Origin of the sequence: Chryseobacterium oranimense (genome assembly GCF_900129755.1) — a bacterium.
Classification (GTDB): Bacteria; Bacteroidota; Bacteroidia; order Flavobacteriales; family Weeksellaceae; genus Chryseobacterium; species Chryseobacterium oranimense.
The window spans coordinates 267146-289204 of sequence record NZ_FQWT01000003.1 but is presented as its reverse complement, the minus strand read 5'-3'; the positions used below and the strand labels follow the sequence as shown (position 1 = coordinate 289204).

Below are 22059 nucleotides of genomic sequence, written 5' to 3'. Positions count from 1 at the left end.
AACTCTCCCTTGGGAAAGTCTCTCTGTTTATTTTTTATTTACAATTCTCGTTGTAGTCGGTAATTACTTCTTCAACAATTTCCGGAACATTGGACATTACATCGTCAATCTGGCTTTTAATCAGTTTCCCGAGTCCGGATCTTTTCTTTTCATCGTTTTTAAGAGAAGCGTAAGAACCGCTTGTTAATTTGCCTTTTGCATAGCTGCAGTCTGCAATGATCATTTTAGCTTTGGCTAAAGTCAGTTCCTCTATTTTACCTCCTTTTTTAGAATAAATGTATGAGGGTGAATTTCTCATTCTTTCAGTTTCCTTTTCTGCTAAAGCAATCTGGCCTCCGGCAGAGAATGTAGTAGGGTAGCCATATAATTTGTATACTTTGATTTTGCCGTCCTTTACCACTTCTGCAAACTGTGTACTTTTCGTAAGGTTGTTGAAAGCTTTGATGTTACCACTTAAACCACCGGTCGCCGTGTTGAAGCCTTCTTTGGTGTTGGTATATTTGATCATTTCAAAATGCCTTTCATTGTTGTTTTCATCAAAAGCGACATATTCTTTGATATCATCTGAATCAAGGGTTTTGAATTTCTGTTTCTTCTTAGACTTATCTATATCGGAAACGGCAATAAACTTTACCTTTTTCTGGTTATTCCATGGGTTCATGGCATCTCCGTTCAGTCTTACGATTCCTTCTGTCTTTTTCCCTCCTTTGTCAACGATGTAGCCGTATTTTTCATCCGTTCTCAATTCGTAATCTGTATTGTCTTCCTGTGCATAGGCGTTGAAAGAAACCAGTGTAAACATTCCCAATAGTAATGCTTTCTTCATAATTATTATAGTTTTTAACATTTTTTGTAAATATAGCTTTTTATCTCTTACTATAAAATGAATAATGTACCATAGCATAAATAAAAAGACCCGGAATTTCCGGGCCTGTATATTTTTTTAAAGATTGAATTTTCAATCTTAACCTTTATTGATATCTCTTATGTTCTTTATTTTTAGAGAATCTTTTGGTAATAGGTTTGAACAGTGCTTTGTATTTTTCAGCATCAAACAGCTGTGAATCGGTAAGTGCTTTATAAGTCATCCACACTCCGAAAGGCAAGAGGATAAGATTTGGGAGCCATGCTGCCAGATAAGGACTCATTCCTCCTCCCCATGAAATATTCTCAATACCCAGATTCATCACATAGAAAATAATGAAAATAATGATCGCAATAATTACGGGAAGTCCCATTCCTCCTTTTCGGATGATAGAACCAAGACTGGCCCCGATCAGGAAAAAGATAATACACGTTACAGAGTAGGAAATGATTCTCTGCTGGTAAATAACAACCTTACTGAAGTATTTTATATTGGAGCCGAATTCGTTTTTCTTTCCTGAAGCCGTAGTTTTCAGATTGTCCAATCTGTTGTAGGCATTATAGATCATTTCAAGCTTTTTATCTTCTTTTACAGTATCAAGCTTGACCTGCTGTTTAGCCATCACTTTGGATTTCGTTTTGTCCATATAGGTGATCACAGAATTGGTCTGGCTCAGTACATCAGAACTGATATTTTCAAAATAGGCGGCATTTTCTTTTTTATTTTTGGCAACCGTCTCATTAAGCTGTCCATAAGTCTGAAAACGGTAGTCGTCTGTGATCTGTTCTTTTTCAATAGCCTTATTAATCACTTCACTGATGTCAAAGTGCGAAACTAAAGTATCAAATTTAATGGCCTGATCAGGCTGCTTAAGTCTTACATTTTCACCTTTTCCTGCAAAATTGTCTTCAAATATGTAACCGTTATAAAGTTCCAGTTTCAGAAAGTTTTTATTGGCTGCAGGTACGAATTTCCCTTTTTCGGCTACAATAGACTGCTGGTTTTCATAGGTGCTTGCTTTTCTGTGGACAAAAACCCCCTCAATATTCTCTCCGTTTTCACCATAAATTTTATCAAATTTCACCATATATCCCGGAAGCTGATCTATGAACTGACCGGGTGTGAAATTCAGGGCAGGCTTGGTCTGTGCAATATTGAAAAGCATATTCTTTGCCTTTTTCTGAAAATCGGGAATGATATTATTGGAGAAAAGAAAAAGAAGGACTGCCAGTACTGTTGCCACACCCATCAAAGGAGCCATTACCCTGGTGAGGGAAATTCCTGCCGCTTTCATTGCAGCAAGTTCATACCGTTCCCCAAATTCACCGAAGGACATAATGCTCGCCAAAAGGATAGTGAGCGGGAGTACGAGACTGATAACACTCACTCCGAGATAAAAGAGAAGTTTAAGGATCTGCCAGTAGCTTAACCCTTTTCCCATGAACTGCCCCAGCTGAACCCAGATAATGTTTACAATAAAAATGAAAAACAAAACGCTGAATATAAAGAAAAACGGTCCAAAGAAGGTTTTTATAATATATCGGTCTAGTATTTTTAACATGCGCCAAAATTAATCAAAAAGCCACAAAGTTTACTTGTGGCTTGTGTAATTTTTTTATTTTTTGGTAAAACGGCAAAAAGACTTATTTGCAAATTTGCCCTTTTGCTTATTACAATTCGGTGATGATGTAATTCTTGAATTTATTCTTATCAAAAACAAACATATTAGGATCCAGGGTTTGGTTTTCCTTATATTCCTTAATGGCAATAACCGCAACATCTTTATTGCTTCCGTGCTGTTCAAGTTTTACCATCTGTTTTTTGGCAGAATCTACGAAAAGATATACGTACTGGATTCCATTGGATTTTATAGGGGTCAATTTAATGAAATCTGCATTTACACCGTTTACATTCTTTTTACCGTTGTAGGTAACATTATAATCGTTTCTGTACGTGCTAAGATAGTTGATAGGGGAGAACATGCTGCTGCTTCCGTTAGGTTTTGCAATGGTTACTTCCATATCATCAGCATTGATATTGTAGATTTTATTTCCGTCAAAGATCTGTTCCGTGTCCATGATCTTTAATTTGTATTTATCTCCGGCAGAGTAATAAATTCCCGGCTCTGTTTTGTTCACCTGGCCGTTTACTCCGGTTCCGAAGGAAAATTTGAAGTACGAATTCTTTTTAGAATTGTAGTTGGCGGTAATATCATCCAGGATCTTTTTAGCTTTTGCATCAATTTTTTGTGCATCTGCAAATCCTACAGCACCAATTACGAAACTTCCGACTATGATTTTTGAAATACTATTTTTCATTTTCTTATTTAATAAACTTTAAACATTCCAGTGCTTCAAGGTTTATTTTATAAAGCACTTTTCCTTTAACTACGCAAATCTTCCAAAAACTGTTCCAAAGAATGAAGATCACTGATAATGACCTCTCTCGCCTTTGCTCCATTGAACCCTCCCACAATACCGGTGGCTTCAAGCTGGTCCATAATTCTTCCTGCTCTGTTGTAACCCAGTTTAAGCTGTCTCTGCAGCATAGAAGTAGATCCCTGCTGGGTAGAAACTATGATTCTTGCGGCTTCCTCAAATAAGGCATCTTTTTCATTCGGATCGAAAGCGCCTACAGTGCTTGCAGAATCTTCAGAAACAAATTCAGGAAGCAGGAATGCAGAAGAGTATCCTTTCTGCTCACCAATATATTCAGCCAGTCTTTCCACTTCCGGTGTATCCACGAAAGCACACTGCAGTCTTAAGATCTCGTTTCCGTTAAAATAAAGCATATCTCCTTTTCCGATCAGCTGGTCTGCCCCAGGAGAATCAAGAATCGTTCTGGAATCCACACTCGAAATTACCCGGAATGCAGCTCTTGCAGGGAAGTTGGCCTTGATCATACCTGTAATTACATTTACTGAAGGTCTCTGTGTGGCAACGATCAGGTGAATTCCCACAGCTCTTGCAAGCTGTGCAAGTCTGGCAATCGGAAGTTCCACTTCTTTTCCTGCTGTCATGATAAGGTCGGCAAATTCGTCTACCACCAATACGATATAAGGAAGAAAACGGTGCCCGTTCTCAGGATTCAGTTTTCTTTCTGAAAACTTCTTGTTGTATTCCTTTAAATTTTTACAGAATGCATTTTTAAGCAGGTCATATCTGGTGTCCATCTCTACACAAAGAGAGTTCAGGGTATTGATTACTTTATTGGTGTCTGTAATGATGGCTTCATCAGCATCCGGAAGTTTAGCCAGATAATGTCTTTCAATTTTTGAATATAATGAAAGCTCTACTTTTTTAGGGTCTACCATCACGAATTTCAGTTCGCTCGGGTGTTTTTTATAAAGAAGAGATGTCAGAATTGCATTAATTCCTACGGATTTACCCTGACCGGTGGCACCTGCCATCAGTAAGTGAGGCATTTTAGCAAGGTCGGCCATGAATACTTCATTAGAAATCGTTTTTCCGAATACAACAGGAAGATCCATGTCCGTATTCTGGAACTTGTGTGAAGCGATCACCGAACGCATGGAAACCATTGTAGGATTTTTTCTCGGAACTTCAATCCCGATAGTTCCTTTTCCTGGCATTGGTGCAATGATCCTGATCCCAAGGGCTGAAAGGTTCAAAGCAATATCGTCCTGCAGCTTTTTAATGGCAGATACTCTGATCCCTGCTTCCGGAACAATTTCATATAAGGTAACGGTAGGCCCGATCGTAGCTTTGATCTCGGAGATTCCAACGTTGAAGTTTTTTAAAAGTCCTACAATCTTATTTTTATTTTCTTCTAATTCTTCCTTGTTAATGGAAATTTCTTCGCTGCCATAGTCTTTAAGCAATTCTACGGTTGGCATCTGGAAACCGGCCAGATCAAGCTTATGATCGTATAAACCATGCTTTTCTACAAGTTCCTGGGATTTCCTGTCAGAATCATCCAGTACATCTATCACCGGAGCCACTTCTACATTGAATTTAATATTATCCTGAGCAGTAGAAGAGGGGGTTACCGGAGGAACTGGGGAAGTTGCCGGGCTGATAGGTTTTATATCAAATGCCTGCTCCGGAGTTGAAGTGGGTACCACAGGTTTTGTATTCAGGTTTAAGCTGATTGGTTTTTCATCCTCTTCAAAAGAAGTATGGTTAGGGGTAACAATAGTTTCTATGTCTGATGTAGGCTGAACCTCTGGAAACCCTTTAGGGACATTTACCGGTTCCGGTTCTTTAGTCTTCGGTTTTTCTGAAAGATCTGTAACGGTAACATTAAGGCCTGCTTCTTCGGCAGCCTCTTCAAGTTCTGTATCAGCATCAAAGTTTTCTTCAGAACTCGGCATCATGGATTTCACTCTGCCGATAGTATTGTCATTGATCTTATCAAGTTTGGATTTAATAGAACTTGGTCTGAGGTTAAATTCCAGGATAAAGTATAAAAGTATGCTTGCTACCAATACCACCCAAAGACCTACAGGGCCAATGATGGCATTCAGGTAATCCATGATCTGGTATCCATATACCCCTCCCAAAACACCCTGGCCTTTCGTTACCGCTCCCATGAAAATAGGCAGCCAGCAGATGAAAAACAAAGAATGCCCGATGGTTTTCCAAGGTTTGAATGTTTTTTTCTTCAGGATAAGGGTTCCCACAACTAAAAACAGGAACGCAATAATAAATGAGGCAATCCCTATGCTTTCGAAAATAAAAATATTTCCCAGCCAGTCGCCTACCTTTCCGAATATATTTGAAGATTTTATTGTTTTATCTGTCATTGTTCCTGCCTGGCTCTGGTCTGCCTTCCAGTTCATCAGGTAAGAGATGAAAGAAAATGCCAGAACGACAGAAAAAAGGATGAAGGTAAGCCCGAAAAATATACGTGGCTTAGATAAGATTCTGCCTTTGTCAGGCGATTCAGCTGGTTTTGTCTGTGTCTTTTTATCCATAATATCAATGTGGGCAAATTTAATGTTTTTTCAACATTAATAGAATCTTTTTTTGTTCAAAAAGATAGCGTAATTTAAGGTTATTTTTTTTAAAATTATACTTCATTTTCAAGATATTTTTTTCATTCAAACATCATATGGCAGGCACTTTTAAGTTGATCCTGATACCTTCATTATTTTGCAACTAATTTTATTCCATAAAACTTTAAAATTTAAAAAAGATGAAAAATAAATTCAAAGTATCGTGGAAATATTTCTTTAAAATCCATTTAACATAATTTCCTTGAAGATATATGGAAGATCAGTAAGTTTGATTGCTTTCGGAAAGTTCGGTTGGAATACACTATTTCAATCGTTCCTGTTAGAATAGTATACCCTGAATTTTAGTGGATTACAATTTGAATTTTTGTTAATGATTTTTATGTTATTAAGAATGATTCAAAATAACTAAAATCGCCTTCAAAGTGACAAAAAACAGCTTTTTTTAGCCTCTTTGTAGTTTATCATCCTTATTTTTGCATGTCAAGTAAAATAAATCATGAAGAAGCTCCAAGATATTCTTATCTCAACCAGGACAATGGCTGTGCTGTTACTGGTGTATGCATTTGCGATGGCCTATGCCACGTTCTTAGAAAACGACTACGGAACTCCTACAGCTAAAGCGTTAATTTATGAAGCCAAATGGTTTGAACTCATCATGGTTCTGCTCATTCTCAACTTCGTAGGAAATATCGCAAGATACAGACTGTGGAAAAAAGAGAAGTGGCCGGTTCTGGTATTTCACCTTGCTTTTGTCCTCATTTTCATTGGAGGGGCTATTACCCGGTATATTAGTTTTGAAGGGACAATGCATATCCGTGAAGGTGAAACTTCCAACGAGATCGTAACGGATAAGAATTTCTTTAAAATTCAGATTGAAGAAAAAGGCGATGTTCTTAATTATCAGGATGTTCCTTATCTGATGTCGCCTTTGCACAAAGATTTTAATGCGACTTACGACTTCCATGGAAAAGAAGTAAAAGTATTTACCAAAGATTATATCCAGAGAAAAAAAGACAGCCTGATTGCTGAACCCAATGGTGCAGAATATCTTCACCTGGTGTCTACAGGAACTACCGGGAGACAGAATATCTATATCAAACCGGGAGAAACAAAATCGATCAACGGAACTCTGGTAACGTTCAACCGAGCAATTGATGGTGCTGTGGAATTTAAAAAAGAAGGCGGGCAACTGTTCATCAAAACCCCGGTTGATGCAGCCTTTATGACGATGGCAACGCAGGCTACAGGGACTACTAAGAAAGATGAATTCCAGCCTTTGGTATTGAGAAGTTTATATACCATCAACGAATTGAAACTGGTTGTTCCTGAAGGTCTTAAAAAAGGAAGACTGATGGCGTTTGAAGGTGATAAAAAGAAAGATGCCATGGTGCCGGATATGCTTAGAATAGAGCTTCAGGGACCAAAAACTAAACAATTGGTAGATCTTTCCGTTGAAAAAGGAAATCCGAACGCATTCAAGCAGGTAACCATGGACGGACTGAATATTATGGTTGGTTTCGGGCCTAAAGTATATAATACTCCTTTCGCTCTGAAGCTTGATGATTTCGTAATGGAAACCTATCCGGGAAGTTCATCACCGAGTGCTTATGAAAGTCACGTGAAGATTATTGATGAAGGAAAAGAAACACCTTATAAAATTTATATGAACCACGTTCTTAACCATAAAGGATACCGTTTCTTCCAGTCAAGCTTTGATCCGGACAGAATGGGAACAGTACTTTCTGTAAACCACGATTTCTGGGGAACAATTATTTCTTACATCGGGTACGGACTTCTGTTCTTAGGAATGTTTGTGATCTTCTTCTGGAAAGGAACTCACTTCTGGAAATTAAATAAAATGCTGACCGACGTTAATAAAAAGAAAGCGGCCGCAGTACTTTTGTTGTTATTAAGTTTAGGCTTAAATGCACAGAAAATTGAAACCCATGGTACAACGGATGGAAGCAGAGAACACATCCATGTAGAAGGAGACAATCATTCTCACGCTCCGGCTCCTTCTGCCCAGCCGCTTGATGGTGCTGCTCCAAAGCAGAACTCTCTGGCAACCCCAATGACTAAAATGAGATCTATCTCTCCGGATGAAATTATTGCAAAAAACAGAATCAGCAAAGAACATGCAGATAAATTCGGATATCTTCTGGTTCAGAATTTTGAAGGAAGAATAGTTCCTATCAACACGGAGGCATTAGATATTTTAAGAAAACTATACAAAAAAGACGAATTCAAAGGAACGGATGGAAAATCTCTTACAGCCAATCAGTGGTTCCTTTCGATCAATACAGATACGCCAAGCTGGACCATGGTTCCGATCATTAAAGTGGGAACCAAAGGAGGTGATGAGCTGAAGAATAAAACAAAAGCTGATGAAGATGGCTATACTTCATTAATGAACCTTTTCCCGGCGGATGCCAACGGTAATCTTACCTACATTCTGGAACATGATTATAATACGGCATTCCGTAAAAAACCGGCCGAACAGACCAATTATGATAAAGAAGTAATTGCTGTAAATGAAAGAGTACAGATCTTCAATGAATTCTTCAGCGGTCAGTTTATGAGAATAGTTCCTGTGAAAAATGATGCCAATCACACATGGCATTCATGGCTGGATCAGAAATTCGAGCCGGATATGGAATCTCAGCAGGTAATGGGACCTTATTTTGCAGAAGCTCTTACCGCACAAAAAACAGGAAACTGGAGTAAAGCAGATGCTGAACTGGCAAAACTTTCAGAATACCAGCAGAAATGGGGTAAAGCCGTAGTTCCTGCAAAATCTAAAGTGGATCTTGAGGTTTTCATGAATAAAGTGAACATCAACTTCAAACTATTGATTTTCTATACCATCATCGGAGGACTTCTTCTGATCTTAGGTTTTGTAGAATTGTTCAAATCCAACAAGACTTTAAATAAAGCGATCAAAATAATTATTGCTATAGGTATAGTGGGATATTTATGTCACTTCTTAGGTCTTGTTGCAAGATGGTATATCTCAGGACACGCACCTTGGAGTAACGGTTATGAAGCCATTATTTTTATCTCATGGGTGGGGATCACTGCCGGATTGATTCTTTACAGAAACGCAAACGCCCTAATTCCTGCAGCCGGATTTATGGTAGCGGTTATTATGATGGGATTTGCCCACGGAGGTTCTGCCCTTGATCCGCAGATCACACCGCTTGTTCCGGTATTGAAATCTTACTGGCTGATTGTTCACGTGGCAATCATTACCTCAAGTTACGGTTTCTTTGCATTGTCTATGATTATTGCCGTGATCTCTTTGGTATTCTATATTATCTCTAATAAAGATACTTATAAACTTCATCACGATACTACATTAAAAGAATTGGTAATTGTATCTGAAATGTCACTCACGATCGGTCTTTTTGCCTTAACAGTAGGAAACTTCTTAGGAGGTATCTGGGCTAATGAATCATGGGGAAGATACTGGAGCTGGGACCCGAAAGAAACCTGGGCTTTCATCTCTATCATGGTGTATGCTTTTGTACTGCACATGAGACTGGTTCCGGGATTGAGAAGCAGATGGGCATTTCACGTTGCCACGATGTTTGCATTCTGTTCAATGGTAATGACGTACTTTGGAGTTAACTACTACCTGAGCGGACTTCACTCATACGCGGCAGGAGATCCGGTTCCGGTTCCGGCATGGGTATATATCGGATTAGGCACAATGCTGCTATTATCTGCTGTTTCTTACTTTAAGTTTAAAGTTTTAACAAAGAAATAGATTTTATAAAAATATAACAATTGAAATCCTGGAATTTATTCCGGGATTTTTTTGTGCGTGTTGCCGGATTCGAGTTCATGCATAAAGGATAAGTGTTTCGAGTTATTAGATAAAACCAAATTAAGGTTAATAGCTAGATCAAAATTTAATTGGTCACTAATATTTTTCACCCCGGAGCATTAAACGCGTAACCCGCACCCCGAAAAAAATCTCAACAATGATTCAAAATTCAAAAACTTATTCATACCTTTATGATATCAAAATAATATCAAATTAAAATTACAATCATGGAAAAAGTTTTAAAGCCCATGTCGGGCTATCTGGCATTAGTATTCTGTCTGGTTTTATTTGCCGGTGCCGTTTATTTTTTTATTTCCGGAGTAGAGCAAAGCATTACATTCGTCATTCTTGCCATGCTGTGTTTTCTCCTGTTCTGCTTTTTTCTGAAAGGCCTGATGATTATTCAGCCTAATCACTCAAGAGTATTGAATTTCTTTGGAAAGTATGTGGGAACAGTAAAAGATAATGGATTGTTTTTCATCAATCCTTTATATTCATCACAGAAAATGTCATTACGTTCGGAAAACCTGCAGGGGCAGACTCTTAAAGTAAATGATAAAATGGGAAACCCGATTGAAATTGCGGTTGTGATAGTTTGGAAGGTAGGAGATACCTATAAAGCAGCTTTTGATGTTGAGCGTTATTCAGACTTTGTAAGAATGCAGAGTGAAGCAGCGGTGCGTCATTTGGCCATGAGTTTCCCGTATGACAATTTAGAAGATGATCATGCACCGATCACTTTGAGAGAAGGAGGTGATAAAATCAATTCTATTTTGGAGCAGGAACTTACTGACCGTCTTTCGAAAGCGGGTATTGTAATTCAGGAAGCGAGAATTTCCCACCTGGCCTACGCCTCGGAAATTGCAGGAGCTATGCTTCAGAGACAGCAGGCAACAGCTATTGTTGCAGCAAGAACCAAAATTGTGGAAGGAGCTGTGGGAATGGTAGATCTGGCATTGAAAAAACTTTCGGAAGAAAATATCGTTGAACTGGATGATGAAAGAAAGGCAGCCATGGTAAGCAATTTAATGGTAGTGCTTTGTGGCGAAAAAGCTGCACAGCCTGTTTTAAATGCGGGAACTCTTTATAATTAAGAGCAAAAAGCAGGAATGAAGAATATATGTTTAGATTTTTATTGCAGACATTAAACAAAGCCTTTGCGTCTTCTATTCTATAAAAGAGTATTATTAATCTGGCAAAGAGAAAAAATGAAATCGGAAAAACCTTCAAAACCCTCTGAAACTAAAGGCAAGAAATCCTTCGTCATAAGAATCGATGAATCTACCTATAAGCTGGTGGAGAAGTGGGCCAATGACGAATTCAGGAGTGTGAACGGGCAGATTGAATATCTGCTGCACCAAAGCCTGGTGAATTCAGGGAGAAAAAAGAAAGATGAAGAATAAAAAGAATGAAGCAGTTTGTGGAATGAATAGTAAACAAAGTTTTCATTTGATCTGCCGTTAAAAAGGCAGTACCATTTAATTAACCTTATTAAAAAGAAAAGCAGAGAAGTTTCTCTGCTTTTTTATTTGATGCAACTCTGAAGTGTATCTGCTCCAAAGTAAAATATGACGAGCCAGATCAGGCCTTTGATCGTGAAAAAAGCAAATCCTGCCCATCCTACACGCTTGAACCACTTCTTGAACTTCGAATTGTTATTTTCCTGTGAATTTTCCATATCTCAATATCAAAAGATTACCCTACAAAGATAAACATGTTTATAATTAGTCCAAATAAAAAGGATGTTAAAAATTAAAATTTTGAGGTTCGCATAATATTTCTATCTTTAGAGGAAACGAAAAGTAAACATTTTATGTCTAAAAAAGTAAAGGATTTCGGAATCGAAAAAACACTCAAAAACCTTGGTATTAAAGAAGAAAATAAAGGGACTTCAGTGGGCGGAAAATATTTTGCTTCGGGGAAAACGATAGAAAGTTTTTCTCCTGTAGATGGCAGGTTAATCGCTAAAATAAAGACTTCCGGAGAAAGTGATTATGACAAAGTAATAGAGACGGCTCAGAAGGCGTTTCTGGAATTCAGATCTATCCCTGCTCCTAAAAGAGGGGAGATCGTTAGACAGTTAGGTCAGAAATTAAGAGCATATAAAGATGACCTTGGAAAACTGGTTTCTTATGAAATGGGTAAATCTCTTCAGGAAGGCCTTGGAGAAGTTCAGGAAATGATTGATATCTGTGATTTCGCAGTAGGTGTTTCAAGACAGCTTCATGGGTATACGATGCACTCGGAAAGACCGGGTCACAGAATGTATGAGCAGTACCATCCGCTTGGCGTGGTAGGGATCATCACTGCTTTTAATTTCCCTGTTGCCGTTTGGGCATGGAATACCGCTTTAGCATGGATCTGCGGAAACGTTACCATCTGGAAGCCATCAGAAAAAACACCTTTATGTGCTATCGCATGTCAGAACATTATGGCTGAAGTACTGAAAGAAAATAATCTTGCCGAAGGTATTTCAAGCGTATTGGTGGCTGATCATGAAATCGGGCAGAAACTGGTGGATGATAAGAGAGTTTCTTTGGTATCCTTTACGGGGTCTACAAGAGTGGGAAGAATGGTATCTTCCAAAGTAGCAGAAAGATTCGGGAAGTCTATCCTTGAATTGGGAGGAAATAACGCGATTATTATTTCTAAAGATGCCGACATCGATATGTCCATCATCGGGGCTGTTTTCGGGGCCGTTGGTACGGCAGGACAGAGATGTACTTCCACAAGAAGACTGATAATTCATGAAAGTGTTTATAATGAAGTGAAAAACCGATTGATAAAAGCTTACGGACAGTTGAAAATCGGAAATCCATTGGATGAGAATAACCATGTAGGACCGCTTATTGACGTTGACGCAGTTAATCAATATGAAGAAGCTATTAAAAAATGTAAGAAAGAAGGAGGGAAGTTTATCGTTGAAGGAGGTGTTTTAAGCGGAAAAGACTACGAATCCGGCTGTTATGTAAAACCATGTATTGCAGAAGTAAAAAACTCTTATGAAATCGTTCAGCATGAAACTTTTGCACCGATCTTATACTTGATTAAATACAAAACTTTAGACGAAGCTATTGCTATCCAGAACGATGTTCCACAAGGATTATCATCTGCGATCATGACCCAGAACTTAAGGGAAGCAGAGTTATTCCTTTCTCATGCAGGTTCAGACTGCGGAATTGCCAACGTAAATATCGGGACTTCAGGTGCAGAAATAGGAGGTGCTTTCGGAGGTGAAAAAGAGACCGGAGGCGGCAGAGAATCCGGATCAGACGTTTGGAAATACTATATGAGAAGACAAACTAATACTATAAATTATACAACTCAACTTCCTTTGGCACAAGGGATTAAATTTGATTTGTAAGAATTTAGTTTAAGCCAATCAAAAACAAAAAAACAAAAATTAATAACCTGAATGTTTAAATTCTTAGCCATTCAATTTATTAAATCACACAACTATTTTAATTATGGAACAAACAATCGATATAAAAGTAAATAAAGTAAAAGAAACCGTAGGAAGACACGTACTGGCAGATGGCTTTGATTTTGTGATGGATATTGAAAAATCCCACGGATCATGGCTGTATGACAAGCTTACAGACAGAGAATACCTCGACATGTTCTCAATGTTTGCCTCCGCTTCCATAGGCTACAACCATCCTTATCTGGTAGAAAGATCCGAATGGCTGGGGAAAATGGCTGTGAATAAGCCTACTTTGGCAGATGTGTATTCAGAAGAATATGCCCATTTTCTGGAAGTTTTTGAAAGAGTGGTCATTCCTGAAGAACTGCAGTATGCTTTCTTTATTGAAGGAGGAACTTTAGGCGTTGAAAATGCCATGAAGGCCTGCTTTGACTGGAAAACACGCAAAAATTTTGAAAAAGGACTTCAGACAGAAGCCGGAATCTGTATCCATTTCAGACAGGCATTCCACGGAAGAAGCGGGTATACTTTAAGCTTGACTAATACTTCTGACCCAAGAAAGTATCAGTATTTTCCAATGTTTGAATGGCCGAGAATCTTAAACCCGAAATTAAAATTCCCGATCACAGAAGAAAATTTAGAAGAAACCATAAAGAATGAAAGGCTGGCCCTTTTACAGATAGAAGAAGCCATACTGATGAATCCTGATAAAGTGGCATGCATCATTATCGAACCTATCCAGGCTGAAGGTGGCGACAATCATTTCAGAGACGAGTTCCTGCTAGGCTTGAGAAAACTATGTGATCAGAATGAAATTCTGTTGATCTTTGATGAAGTTCAGACAGGTATTGCTATTACAGGGAAAATGTGGGCATTCCAGCATTTTTCAGCAAAACCGGATATTATTTCTTTTGGTAAAAAAGCTCAGGTTTGTGGGGTTTTAGCTAATAAAGAAAAATTCGACCAGATTCCGAATAACGTTTTCAGAGAGAGTTCAAGAATCAATTCTACTTTTGGAGGAAACTTTATCGATATGCTTCGTTTCCAACTGGTAATGGAAGTGATCGAAAAAGAGAACCTGGTTGAAAATGCAAGAGTAGTGGGCGACTATCTGCTGGAAAAATTAAAAGAGCTGGCTCAGAAATATCCTGAAAAGATTTCAAATGCAAGAGGAAGAGGCCTGATGTGCGCCATCGATCTTCCTTCCGCAGAACAGAGAAATCATCTGATGAGCGAGCTTTTCAAAGACGGGCTTATCATCCTTTCATGTGGAGATCAGTCTCTTCGTTTCAGACCCCATCTGAATGTTACGAGAGAAGAAATTGAGCTGGCCGTGAATAAAATTGAAAACAATATTAATAAAATTTAAAATCAAAGATTTGTAATTTTAAAAAAAACATTGTACATTTAGATACTCAAACGATATAGAATATGGAAAGAAGTACGAGAGTATCGGTTTTTGAAAGTGATAAACCTTCAGAAATCCAGCTAATAAAGTCTAAATTGGATGATGCACAAATTACAAACAGCGTCGAAAACAGTTATCTTACCTTTACGACAACGCCTACCGCAACGTCGCTAAAAGTTATGGTAAAACTGGAAGACGAGAAGAATGCATTTGAAATTATAGATGCTTATCTTCAACAAAGCGAAAATCAATAAAAAAACAATTTCATAATTTTAAATTTTACTACTTCGAACCGAAAATTAATTTTAATTAGTTTTCGGTTTTTTGGTTCAAATAATAAATCGTTATTAAAAGATTAAAGATTAAAGATTAAAGATTAAAGATTAAAGATTAAAGATTAAAGATTAAAGATTTTGGAAATTAAAATTCCAGATTTTTAAATATTCAATAGAGGTGGGCTTTAGCCCGCCTAAATTAATGAGCCGTTACAATGGCTTTAGCCAAAACCTAAAAACAAAAGATAAATTACACACTAATTTTAAATCTTCAATTATTTAATCTTTCAATTTAACAATCCACACATTAATGAATTCAGAGACGAAACTAAGAAAAGCACAAATTGAGGACAGGGATATTATCTGGGGAATAATCCGGCAGTCCATCGAAAGAAGAAAAAAGGACGGAAGTACCCAATGGCAGAATGGATATCCCAACCAGGGAACTGTGGAAAGCGACATTGCCAAAGGCTTTGGATATGTTCTTACCGTTGACGGAGAGATTGCAGTGTATACAGCTCTTATTTTAAATGACGAACCTGCTTACAGTACCATCGAAGGAGCATGGCTGAGCGACGGAGAATTTGTTGTTGTCCATAGAGTAGCTGTTGATGAAAAATTTGCAGGGAAAGGAATGGTAAAAAAACTTTTTGACCATATTGAAGATTTTACAAGGTCCCACGGAATTCAGAGCATAAAAGTAGATACCAATTATGATAATATCGCTATGCTGAAAATCCTTGAAAGCAAGGGGTATTCCTATTGTGGTGAAGTACTTTTGGCAGGAGGAATGAGAAAAGCCTTTGAGAAGATTATAATTTGAGACAAAAGTTAAATCAACTATCATTGAATTTTTAAAAGAGTCTGTATTTATAAACTCTATCGTGTTTGTTCGTTTAGTTCTGAACTAATTTCTACTTTTGTCAAAATTTTTATATTATGCACCAAAGTATAGAAATTGATGAGAAAATTTTTCAGGATGCCGTGAAATTTTACGGCACCGTTTTCAACCTACCGCCTTTAGCTTCAAAGATTTATGCCTACCTGCTTTTCGATTATGAGAAAGTAGGAATTACCTTTGATGAATTCGTTGAAGTGCTATGTGCAAGCAAAAGCTCTGTATCTACAAGTATTTCACTGCTTTTGAATGCGCAGCTCATCATCGATCATAACAAGATGGATGAACGGAAACGGTATTTTTTCATCAATGACGAGTACAAGAAAATCAGATTTGAAAAAATAGTTCAGAAAATGAAAGACGAACTCAAATTGCTCGATGACCTGAACAGCTTTAAAAAAAATCAGGACAATGAATACAACGAACGAATAGAAGCTTACAAAGCACTTTTATACAAAAACATAGAAAATATTCAGGAATCTCTTAATAAACTTTAAAATGAATAATAAGCTAGTTATACTTTCTATTGCAGCGTTTTCACTGACAGCCTGCAAAAAAGAAGCTCCGAAACAGGATGGTCCGAAACCTTATCCTGTAGTATCTGTGGAGTCAAAAAATATAGTGGGCTATCAGACCTTCCCCGCTACCATCCAGGGAAGGGTGAACAATGATGTCCGGGCAAAAATACAGGGATATATTACCCAGGTGCTTGTAGACGAAGGACAATATGTTACCAAAGGCCAGCCATTGTTCCGTCTTGAAACCAATATCCTGACCGAAAATGCCGCTGCTTCCAAAGCCGGGATCGGCGCTGCGGAATCTAATATTGCAGCAGCACAGGCCTCTGTAAATGCGGCGCAGGTAGAAGTCAATAAGCTGAAACCTCTTGTTCAGAAAAATATCATCAGTAATGTACAGCTGCAAACGGCTCAGGCCAATCTGGCCCAGGCCCAGGCCCAGCTGCAACAGGCTACCGCGGCAAAAAGACAGGCTGTTGCCAACTATAAAGGTGTAGAAGCCAATATCGAATATTCTATCATCCGTGCCCCTATTTCAGGAGTAATCGGAAGACTTCCATTAAAAGTAGGAAGTTTGGTAGGTCCGACCGATCAGACTGCACTGACGACGATTTCTGATACTTCTGAAATTTTCGCCTATTTCTCAATGAATGAAAAAGAATATTTTGATTTCCTTGAAAAATCTCCGGGAGCATCCATGCCTGAAAAGATCAAAAACCTTCCGATGGTAGAACTTCAGCTGGCTAATGGAAGCCTCTATCCTGAAAAAGGAAGAATTGAAGCCATTACCGGGCAGATTGACCCTACCACCGGTACCATACAGTTCAGAGTAGCTTTTACCAATGCTCAGAAACTCTTAAGCAACGGTAACAGCGGAACCATAAGATTCCCGCAACATTACGATAATGTATTGGTTGTGCCTGAAAGTGCAACTTACGAGCAGCAGGGTATTGTTTATGTCTATAAGGTAGATAAGGACACAGCTAAAAATGTTGTAGTAAATGTTATTGACAGAATAGATAATCTTGCGCTTATAAAATCTGGTGTCAACAAAGGAGAAGTTATTGTTGCAGCAGGTATTGGAGGGTTAAAACCGGGAACAGCCGTTAAAAAGAAACCTGTAAAAATGGATAGCCTTGTTCAATCAATAAAACCGAAATTCTAAAATGATTAAAAATTTTATAAACCGACCGGTTTTATCCACCGTAATATCAATTCTGATTGTTATTCTCGGGGTATTGGGATTGATATCGCTGCCGGTTACCCAGTATCCGGACATTGCGCCGCCTACAGTAAGCGTATCCGCAAACTATACCGGGGCCAATGCGGAAACTGTGATGAAAAGTGTTGTAGTACCTCTTGAAGAGCAGATTAACGGGGTAGAAGGAATGGATTATATCACTTCCAGCGCCGGAAACGACGGTTCTGCCCAGATTCAGGTTTTCTTTAAACAAGGAATAGATCCGGATATCGCAGCGGTAAACGTACAGAACCGTGTAGCCAGAGCGACACCGCTTCTTCCTTCAGAAGTAACCCGTTCAGGGGTAGTTACCCAGAAACAGCAGACCAGTGCCCTGATGTATATGTCTTTCTATTCGGAAAACAAAGATCTGGATGATGTATACCTTCAAAACTTCCTGAATATTAACATTATACCGAATCTTAAAAGGATCAACGGTGTAGGGGATGCCAACGTTTTCGGTGGTAAGAACTATTCCATGAGAATCTGGCTGGATCCTGCAAAAATGGCAGCCTACAGCATAACACCTACGGATGTTACCAATGCCATCAACGAGCAGAGTAGAGAGGCAGCTGCAGGTTCTATCGGGCAGAACAGCGGAAGTTCTTTTGAATATATCATCAAATATGTAGGTAAATTCAACGATAAGGAACAATACGATAATATCATTATTAAATCCCTTGGTGACGGACAGAATTTAATGCTGAAAGATGTTGCCAAAGTAGAGCTGGCAGGTCAGTCTTACACCGGAATCGGGGAAAACGGAAACAACCCGTCCATCAGTATGGGGATCTTCCAGACTCCGGGATCCAATGCCCAGGAGATCATTAAAAATATTAAAACTTACCTGAAATCAGCGGAAGGAACTTTTCCACAGGGAATTAAATATACCTTCAACTTTGATACAAACGAATTCCTTGAAGCTTCAATCGAAAAGGTAGTGCATACCCTGATCGAAGCCTTTATTCTTGTATTTATTGTTGTGTATATATTCCTTCAGGATTTCAGATCTACCCTGATTCCGGCCATTGCGGTTCCGGTATCTATTGTGGGAGCATTCTTCTTCCTGAATTTATTCGGGTATTCCTTAAACCTCTTAACCTTATTTGCATTGGTACTTGCGATTGGTATCGTTGTGGATGATGCCATCGTCGTCGTCGAGGCCGTCCATGCGAAGATGGAACATGGTATTTCCGATGCTAAAAAAGCAACGGTAGAGGCAATGGACGAAATCACAGGAGCGATTATCTCTATTACTTTGGTAATGGCAGCTGTATTTATTCCCGTAACATTCATTACGGGTCCTACAGGGGTATTCTACCAGCAGTTTGGAATTACTTTGATTATTGCGATTATCATTTCTGCAATCAATGCCTTGACGCTGAGCCCGGTTTTATGTTCACTGTTTTTAAAGCCTCATGCAGAGCATCATAAAGAATACAGCAAACTTAATTTTCTTCAGAAATTCTTCTACAAATTCAATATTGCTTTCAAAACAACCACAGAGCGTTACGGAAGAGGATTTGTATTCCTGCTGAGACATAAATGGGTAACCCTGATCATCTTCGCGGTGACCGGAGGTATTTTATTCTGGGCGAGCAGCACCATGAAAAAAGGTTTTGTACCTACAGAAGACAGAGGAATTATCTTTACAGACGTTCAGCTACCTCCGGGAGCTTCTATGGAAAGAACGTATAATGCTTTAAAAACACTTCAGGCTAAAGCTTTAAAAGTTCCGGGAGTACAGAACGTGACGATTTCTACCGGTAGAGGATTCTTATCCGGAAACGGAAGTAACAATGGTCTCGCCTTCGTTAAATTGAAGCCTTTTGATGAAAGAAAAAAAGACGGCCAGACTTCTGAAGACATCACTAAAAAATTATTCGGCATCGTAGGATCCGTTCCTGATGCCAAAGTGGTATTCTTCCAGCCGCCAAGTGTACCCGGATTCGGGAACAGTGCCGGTTTTGAAATGGTGCTTCTGGATAAATCGGGAGGTGAATATGCTGATCTGGATAATAAAACCAACGAATTCATCGGGAAACTGATGGAAAGACCTGAAATAGAATTTGCCCAGACTTCATTCAATACAAAATATCCTCAGTATCAGATGGAGATCAATGTTCCTCTGACCAAGCAGCTTGGAGTTTCCGTAAGTGATATCCTGGCTACCATGCAGGGGTACATCGGAGGTATCTATACCGCTGACTTTACCAAATACGGGAAACAGTTCAGAGTAATGGTTCAGGCGCTTCCTGAAAACAGAAAAAACATTGAAAATCTTAATGAATTATACGTAAGAACCGGTTCAGGAATAATGTCTCCGATTTCGCAGTTCGTTACCCTGAAAAAAGCATACGGACCTCAGTCGGTAAGCCGTTATAACCTGTTTACTTCTGTGAAAGTAACAGGAGCAAACTCTGCAGGATACAGTTCCGGGGATGCTATTACTGCTGTACAGCAGGTAGCCAACGAAACGCTGAACCAAAACTATGCAGTTGAGTTTACCGGGCTGACCAGGGAAGAATTAAATTCAGGATCACAGACGCTTCTGATCTTCGGATTAAGTTTGATCTTTGTTTACTTTATTCTTTCTGCTCAGTATGAAAGTTATATCCTTCCGCTGATCGTAGTTATTTCTCTTCCTCTCGGGGTAATGGGAGCTTATTTCGGACAGAAAATTATGGGTCTGGAAAATAACATTTACTTCCAGATTGCCCTGATCATGCTCGTTGGGTTACTTGCGAAAAATGCGATTCTTATCGTTGAATTTGCGGTCCAGCGAAGACATCATGGGGAAACCATTGTCATGTCTGCCATTAATGCGGCTAAAGCCAGGATAAGACCAATTCTGATGACGTCCTTTGCCTTTATCTTCGGTCTATTGCCGTTGGTTCTTGCAAGCGGAATCGGTGCGGTAGGGAACAGGTCTATTGCAACGGGTGCAGCGATCGGGCTATTGATAGGAACTATTTTAGGATTATTTGTAATTCCTGTACTGTATGTGATTTTTGAAACACTTCAGGAAAAAATTAAACCTATTAAGAAAGAAGATATCAATTTAGCAGAATAAAATTAATTAGAGAAGCTAGAAGTTAGAGCTTAGAAATTAGTCTAATGCTCAGCTTCTAACCTCTGGTTTCTAATTTCTAACTTCTAATTAAAAATAATGAAGAGTTTATTAAACATCATAAAAGGAATAACTTTTTCAGTTGCAATTCTTGGTGCAGTTACCTCCTGTATGGCTAGAAAAGAGTACGAAAGACCGAAAAACGTTGTAGACGAAAAGCTTTTCCGTACAGATATGCTGCCTTCTGACAGTACAACGATCGCCAATGTTTCATGGAAAGAAATATTTACTGATCCTATACTTCAGAAGCATATTTCAAAGGCTTTGGATAATAATTTAGATATAAGGATCGCCCTGCAGAGCATCAATTCTGCGGAAGCTTACTTAAAGCAGAGTAAGGCAGCCTATGAACCGACGTTAACAGTAGGTCCCGGCTATTCTTTCCAGACTCAGTCTTTAAATACGCAGACCGGTCAGTTATTTGGAGAGAGACGGTATATCAACCAGCTTGATATTACGGCAAGTTTAGGCTGGGAAGCTGATCTCTGGGGTAAACTGAAAGCTCAGGAAAAAGCTCAGTTAGCTACCTATTTAGGAACTGTTGCAGCGCACAGAGCTGTTAAAAGTGACCTGGTTGCCTCCATTGCCTCTGCTTATTATCAATTGCTGACTTTTGATGATCAGAAAAGAATCATAACAGAAACTATTGCTGTTCGTGAGAAGAATTTGGAAACCACTAAAGCTTTGAAAGTTGCGGGAACAGTAACGGAAGTTGCCGTTCAGCAGAGTGAGGCATTGGTTTTCAATGCTAAGTCATTACTGATCGACATGGATACTCAGATCCAGCTGTTGGAAAATACAATGAGTCTGCTGATGGGAGAGCCTTCCCATACCATTGAAAGATCAACATTGAGAAGCCAGCAGGTTCCGGTTGATTTAAAGTTAGGATATCCTGCCCAGTTACTGGCCAACCGTCCTGATGTAATGAGAGCGGAATATAATCTAATGAATACTTTTGAACTGACCAATGCTGCAAAAGCTCAGTTTTATCCTACTTTAAAAATTACAGGAAGCGGAGGAATCCAGTCCCTTGATATTGACCATTTATTCAGTGTAAATTCATTGTTTGCAAGTGTAGTGGGAGGTTTGGCTCAGCCGATTTTAAACAGAAGAGCAATCAAAACCAATTATGAAGTAAGCCTGGCCAATCAGGAAACGGCTTATCTGAATTTTAGAAAAACAGTACTTACAGCCGGAAAAGAGGTTTCAGATGCAATCCGTGTATTCTCGGTTCAGGATTCTTTTATTGAGTTAAAACAGAAAGAACTTAATGCTTATAAGAATTCTGTTGAATATTCTCAGGAACTTGTTAACTACGGTATGGCCAACTATCTTGAAGTATTGAATGCAAGTGTGAATTCATTAAATGCAGAACTGAATATTTCCAATGCAGAATACAGCAAAATGAAAGCTGCTGTAGAGCTTTACCAGGCTCTTGGCGGTGGATGGAAATAGAAATCCACTCAATATAAAATAATAACGTATGTCAGAATGGCA

Annotated in this window: 16 protein-coding genes; 11 read left to right on the top strand and 5 right to left on the bottom strand. The window is 38.8% G+C overall.

The genetic code is table 11. The features are described 5' to 3' along the window. Positions 1 to 34 precede the first annotated feature (34 nt). The 4 genes from BUB03_RS11940 to BUB03_RS11925 all read right to left on the bottom strand — a co-directional run bounded on the left by BUB03_RS11940 (position 35) and on the right by BUB03_RS11925 (position 5801). The gene (locus BUB03_RS11940) at positions 35 to 826 is read right to left on the bottom strand and encodes a hypothetical protein (protein ID WP_083538907.1); all 792 of its coding nucleotides are present in this window, start codon (positions 824 to 826) and stop codon (positions 35 to 37) included. Between the two features lie 145 nt (positions 827 to 971). Then, positions 972 to 2426 (bottom strand): LptF/LptG family permease, encoded by a 1455-nt coding sequence (locus tag BUB03_RS11935; protein ID WP_073063354.1) that lies wholly within the window; start codon positions 2424 to 2426, stop codon positions 972 to 974. Positions 2427 to 2535: 109 nt separating this feature from the next. Then, positions 2536 to 3183 carry an outer membrane lipoprotein periplasmic chaperone LolA1 gene (locus tag BUB03_RS11930; RefSeq protein ID WP_040995327.1) on the bottom strand — a complete coding sequence of 216 codons (648 nt, stop codon included), beginning with the start codon at positions 3181 to 3183 and terminating at the stop codon, positions 2536 to 2538. 65 nt (positions 3184 to 3248) lie between these two features. Then, positions 3249 to 5801: an FtsK/SpoIIIE family DNA translocase gene (locus BUB03_RS11925; protein ID WP_073063351.1), complete on the bottom strand. Its 2553-nt coding sequence runs from the start codon at positions 5799 to 5801 to the stop codon at positions 3249 to 3251. Positions 5802 to 6339: 538 nt separating this feature from the next. Between BUB03_RS11925 and ccsA the strand changes: the two genes are divergently transcribed. The 3 genes from ccsA (at position 6340) to BUB03_RS11910 (ending at position 11072) form a co-directional block, all read left to right on the top strand. Then, positions 6340 to 9609: a cytochrome c biogenesis protein CcsA gene (ccsA, locus tag BUB03_RS11920; protein ID WP_073063349.1), complete on the top strand. Its 3270-nt coding sequence runs from the start codon at positions 6340 to 6342 to the stop codon at positions 9607 to 9609. A 287-nt stretch (positions 9610 to 9896) separates the two neighbouring features. Then, positions 9897 to 10763, top strand: coding sequence for an SPFH domain-containing protein (locus tag BUB03_RS11915; RefSeq protein ID WP_040995325.1), 867 nt, complete (start codon positions 9897 to 9899; stop codon positions 10761 to 10763). A gap of 114 nt (positions 10764 to 10877) precedes the next feature. Then, the gene (locus BUB03_RS11910; protein ID WP_042279116.1) at positions 10878 to 11072 is read left to right on the top strand and encodes a type II toxin-antitoxin system antitoxin; all 195 of its coding nucleotides are present in this window, start codon (positions 10878 to 10880) and stop codon (positions 11070 to 11072) included. Between the two features lie 122 nt (positions 11073 to 11194). Here the strand turns inward: BUB03_RS11910 and BUB03_RS21895 are convergent, their stop codons facing one another. Next, the gene (locus BUB03_RS21895; RefSeq protein ID WP_040995320.1) at positions 11195 to 11347 is read right to left on the bottom strand and encodes a histidine kinase; all 153 of its coding nucleotides are present in this window, start codon (positions 11345 to 11347) and stop codon (positions 11195 to 11197) included. Between the two features lie 135 nt (positions 11348 to 11482). Between BUB03_RS21895 and amaB the strand changes: the two genes are divergently transcribed. The 8 genes from amaB to BUB03_RS11865 all read left to right on the top strand — a co-directional run bounded on the left by amaB (position 11483) and on the right by BUB03_RS11865 (position 22017). Next, positions 11483 to 13033, top strand: a complete 1551-nt coding sequence (gene amaB / locus BUB03_RS11900) for an L-piperidine-6-carboxylate dehydrogenase (RefSeq protein ID WP_073063346.1) — start codon at positions 11483 to 11485, stop codon at positions 13031 to 13033. A 103-nt stretch (positions 13034 to 13136) separates the two neighbouring features. Beyond that, positions 13137 to 14462 carry an L-lysine 6-transaminase gene (gene lat, locus BUB03_RS11895; protein ID WP_073063344.1) on the top strand — a complete coding sequence of 442 codons (1326 nt, stop codon included), beginning with the start codon at positions 13137 to 13139 and terminating at the stop codon, positions 14460 to 14462. A gap of 62 nt (positions 14463 to 14524) precedes the next feature. Beyond that, positions 14525 to 14755 (top strand): DUF2007 domain-containing protein, encoded by a 231-nt coding sequence (locus tag BUB03_RS11890; RefSeq protein WP_040995314.1) that lies wholly within the window; start codon positions 14525 to 14527, stop codon positions 14753 to 14755. A 331-nt stretch (positions 14756 to 15086) separates the two neighbouring features. Further along, positions 15087 to 15599, top strand: a complete 513-nt coding sequence (locus BUB03_RS11885; RefSeq protein ID WP_040995312.1) for a GNAT family N-acetyltransferase — start codon at positions 15087 to 15089, stop codon at positions 15597 to 15599. Between the two features lie 116 nt (positions 15600 to 15715). After that, positions 15716 to 16171, top strand: a complete 456-nt coding sequence (locus BUB03_RS11880) for a P-loop NTPase family protein (RefSeq protein WP_040995310.1) — start codon at positions 15716 to 15718, stop codon at positions 16169 to 16171. A 1-nt stretch (position 16172) separates the two neighbouring features. Further along, on the top strand, positions 16173 to 17357 hold the full coding sequence (locus BUB03_RS11875) for an efflux RND transporter periplasmic adaptor subunit (protein WP_040995308.1): 1185 nt from the start codon (positions 16173 to 16175) through the stop codon (positions 17355 to 17357). A 1-nt stretch (position 17358) separates the two neighbouring features. Next, the gene (locus tag BUB03_RS11870) at positions 17359 to 20505 is read left to right on the top strand and encodes an efflux RND transporter permease subunit (RefSeq protein ID WP_073063342.1); all 3147 of its coding nucleotides are present in this window, start codon (positions 17359 to 17361) and stop codon (positions 20503 to 20505) included. A gap of 96 nt (positions 20506 to 20601) precedes the next feature. Beyond that, entirely contained in the window at positions 20602 to 22017 is a 1416-nt protein-coding gene (locus tag BUB03_RS11865) for a TolC family protein (protein ID WP_040995306.1), read from the top strand. The last annotated feature ends 42 nt before the right edge of the window (positions 22018 to 22059 follow it).

What these genes read in the sequence shown, in the direction of transcription:
- BUB03_RS11930 (WP_040995327.1), bottom strand. Translation starts at nt 3,183, where the DNA reads ATGAAAAATAGTATTTCAAAAATCATAGTCGGAAGTTTCGTAATTGGT.
- BUB03_RS21895 (WP_040995320.1), bottom strand. Translation starts at nt 11,347, where the DNA reads ATGGAAAATTCACAGGAAAATAACAATTCGAAGTTCAAGAAGTGGTTC.
- BUB03_RS11880 (WP_040995310.1), top strand. Translation starts at nt 15,716, where the DNA reads ATGCACCAAAGTATAGAAATTGATGAGAAAATTTTTCAGGATGCCGTG.
- BUB03_RS11875 (WP_040995308.1), top strand. Translation starts at nt 16,173, where the DNA reads ATGAATAATAAGCTAGTTATACTTTCTATTGCAGCGTTTTCACTGACA.
- amaB (WP_073063346.1), top strand. Translation starts at nt 11,483, where the DNA reads ATGTCTAAAAAAGTAAAGGATTTCGGAATCGAAAAAACACTCAAAAAC.
- BUB03_RS11890 (WP_040995314.1), top strand. Translation starts at nt 14,525, where the DNA reads ATGGAAAGAAGTACGAGAGTATCGGTTTTTGAAAGTGATAAACCTTCA.
- BUB03_RS11910 (WP_042279116.1), top strand. Translation starts at nt 10,878, where the DNA reads ATGAAATCGGAAAAACCTTCAAAACCCTCTGAAACTAAAGGCAAGAAA.
- BUB03_RS11925 (WP_073063351.1), bottom strand. Translation starts at nt 5,801, where the DNA reads ATGGATAAAAAGACACAGACAAAACCAGCTGAATCGCCTGACAAAGGC.
- ccsA (WP_073063349.1), top strand. Translation starts at nt 6,340, where the DNA reads ATGAAGAAGCTCCAAGATATTCTTATCTCAACCAGGACAATGGCTGTG.
- lat (WP_073063344.1), top strand. Translation starts at nt 13,137, where the DNA reads ATGGAACAAACAATCGATATAAAAGTAAATAAAGTAAAAGAAACCGTA.
- BUB03_RS11915 (WP_040995325.1), top strand. Translation starts at nt 9,897, where the DNA reads ATGGAAAAAGTTTTAAAGCCCATGTCGGGCTATCTGGCATTAGTATTC.
- BUB03_RS11940 (WP_083538907.1), bottom strand. Translation starts at nt 826, where the DNA reads ATGAAGAAAGCATTACTATTGGGAATGTTTACACTGGTTTCTTTCAAC.
- BUB03_RS11865 (WP_040995306.1), top strand. Translation starts at nt 20,602, where the DNA reads ATGAAGAGTTTATTAAACATCATAAAAGGAATAACTTTTTCAGTTGCA.
- BUB03_RS11885 (WP_040995312.1), top strand. Translation starts at nt 15,087, where the DNA reads ATGAATTCAGAGACGAAACTAAGAAAAGCACAAATTGAGGACAGGGAT.
- BUB03_RS11935 (WP_073063354.1), bottom strand. Translation starts at nt 2,426, where the DNA reads ATGTTAAAAATACTAGACCGATATATTATAAAAACCTTCTTTGGACCG.
- BUB03_RS11870 (WP_073063342.1), top strand. Translation starts at nt 17,359, where the DNA reads ATGATTAAAAATTTTATAAACCGACCGGTTTTATCCACCGTAATATCA.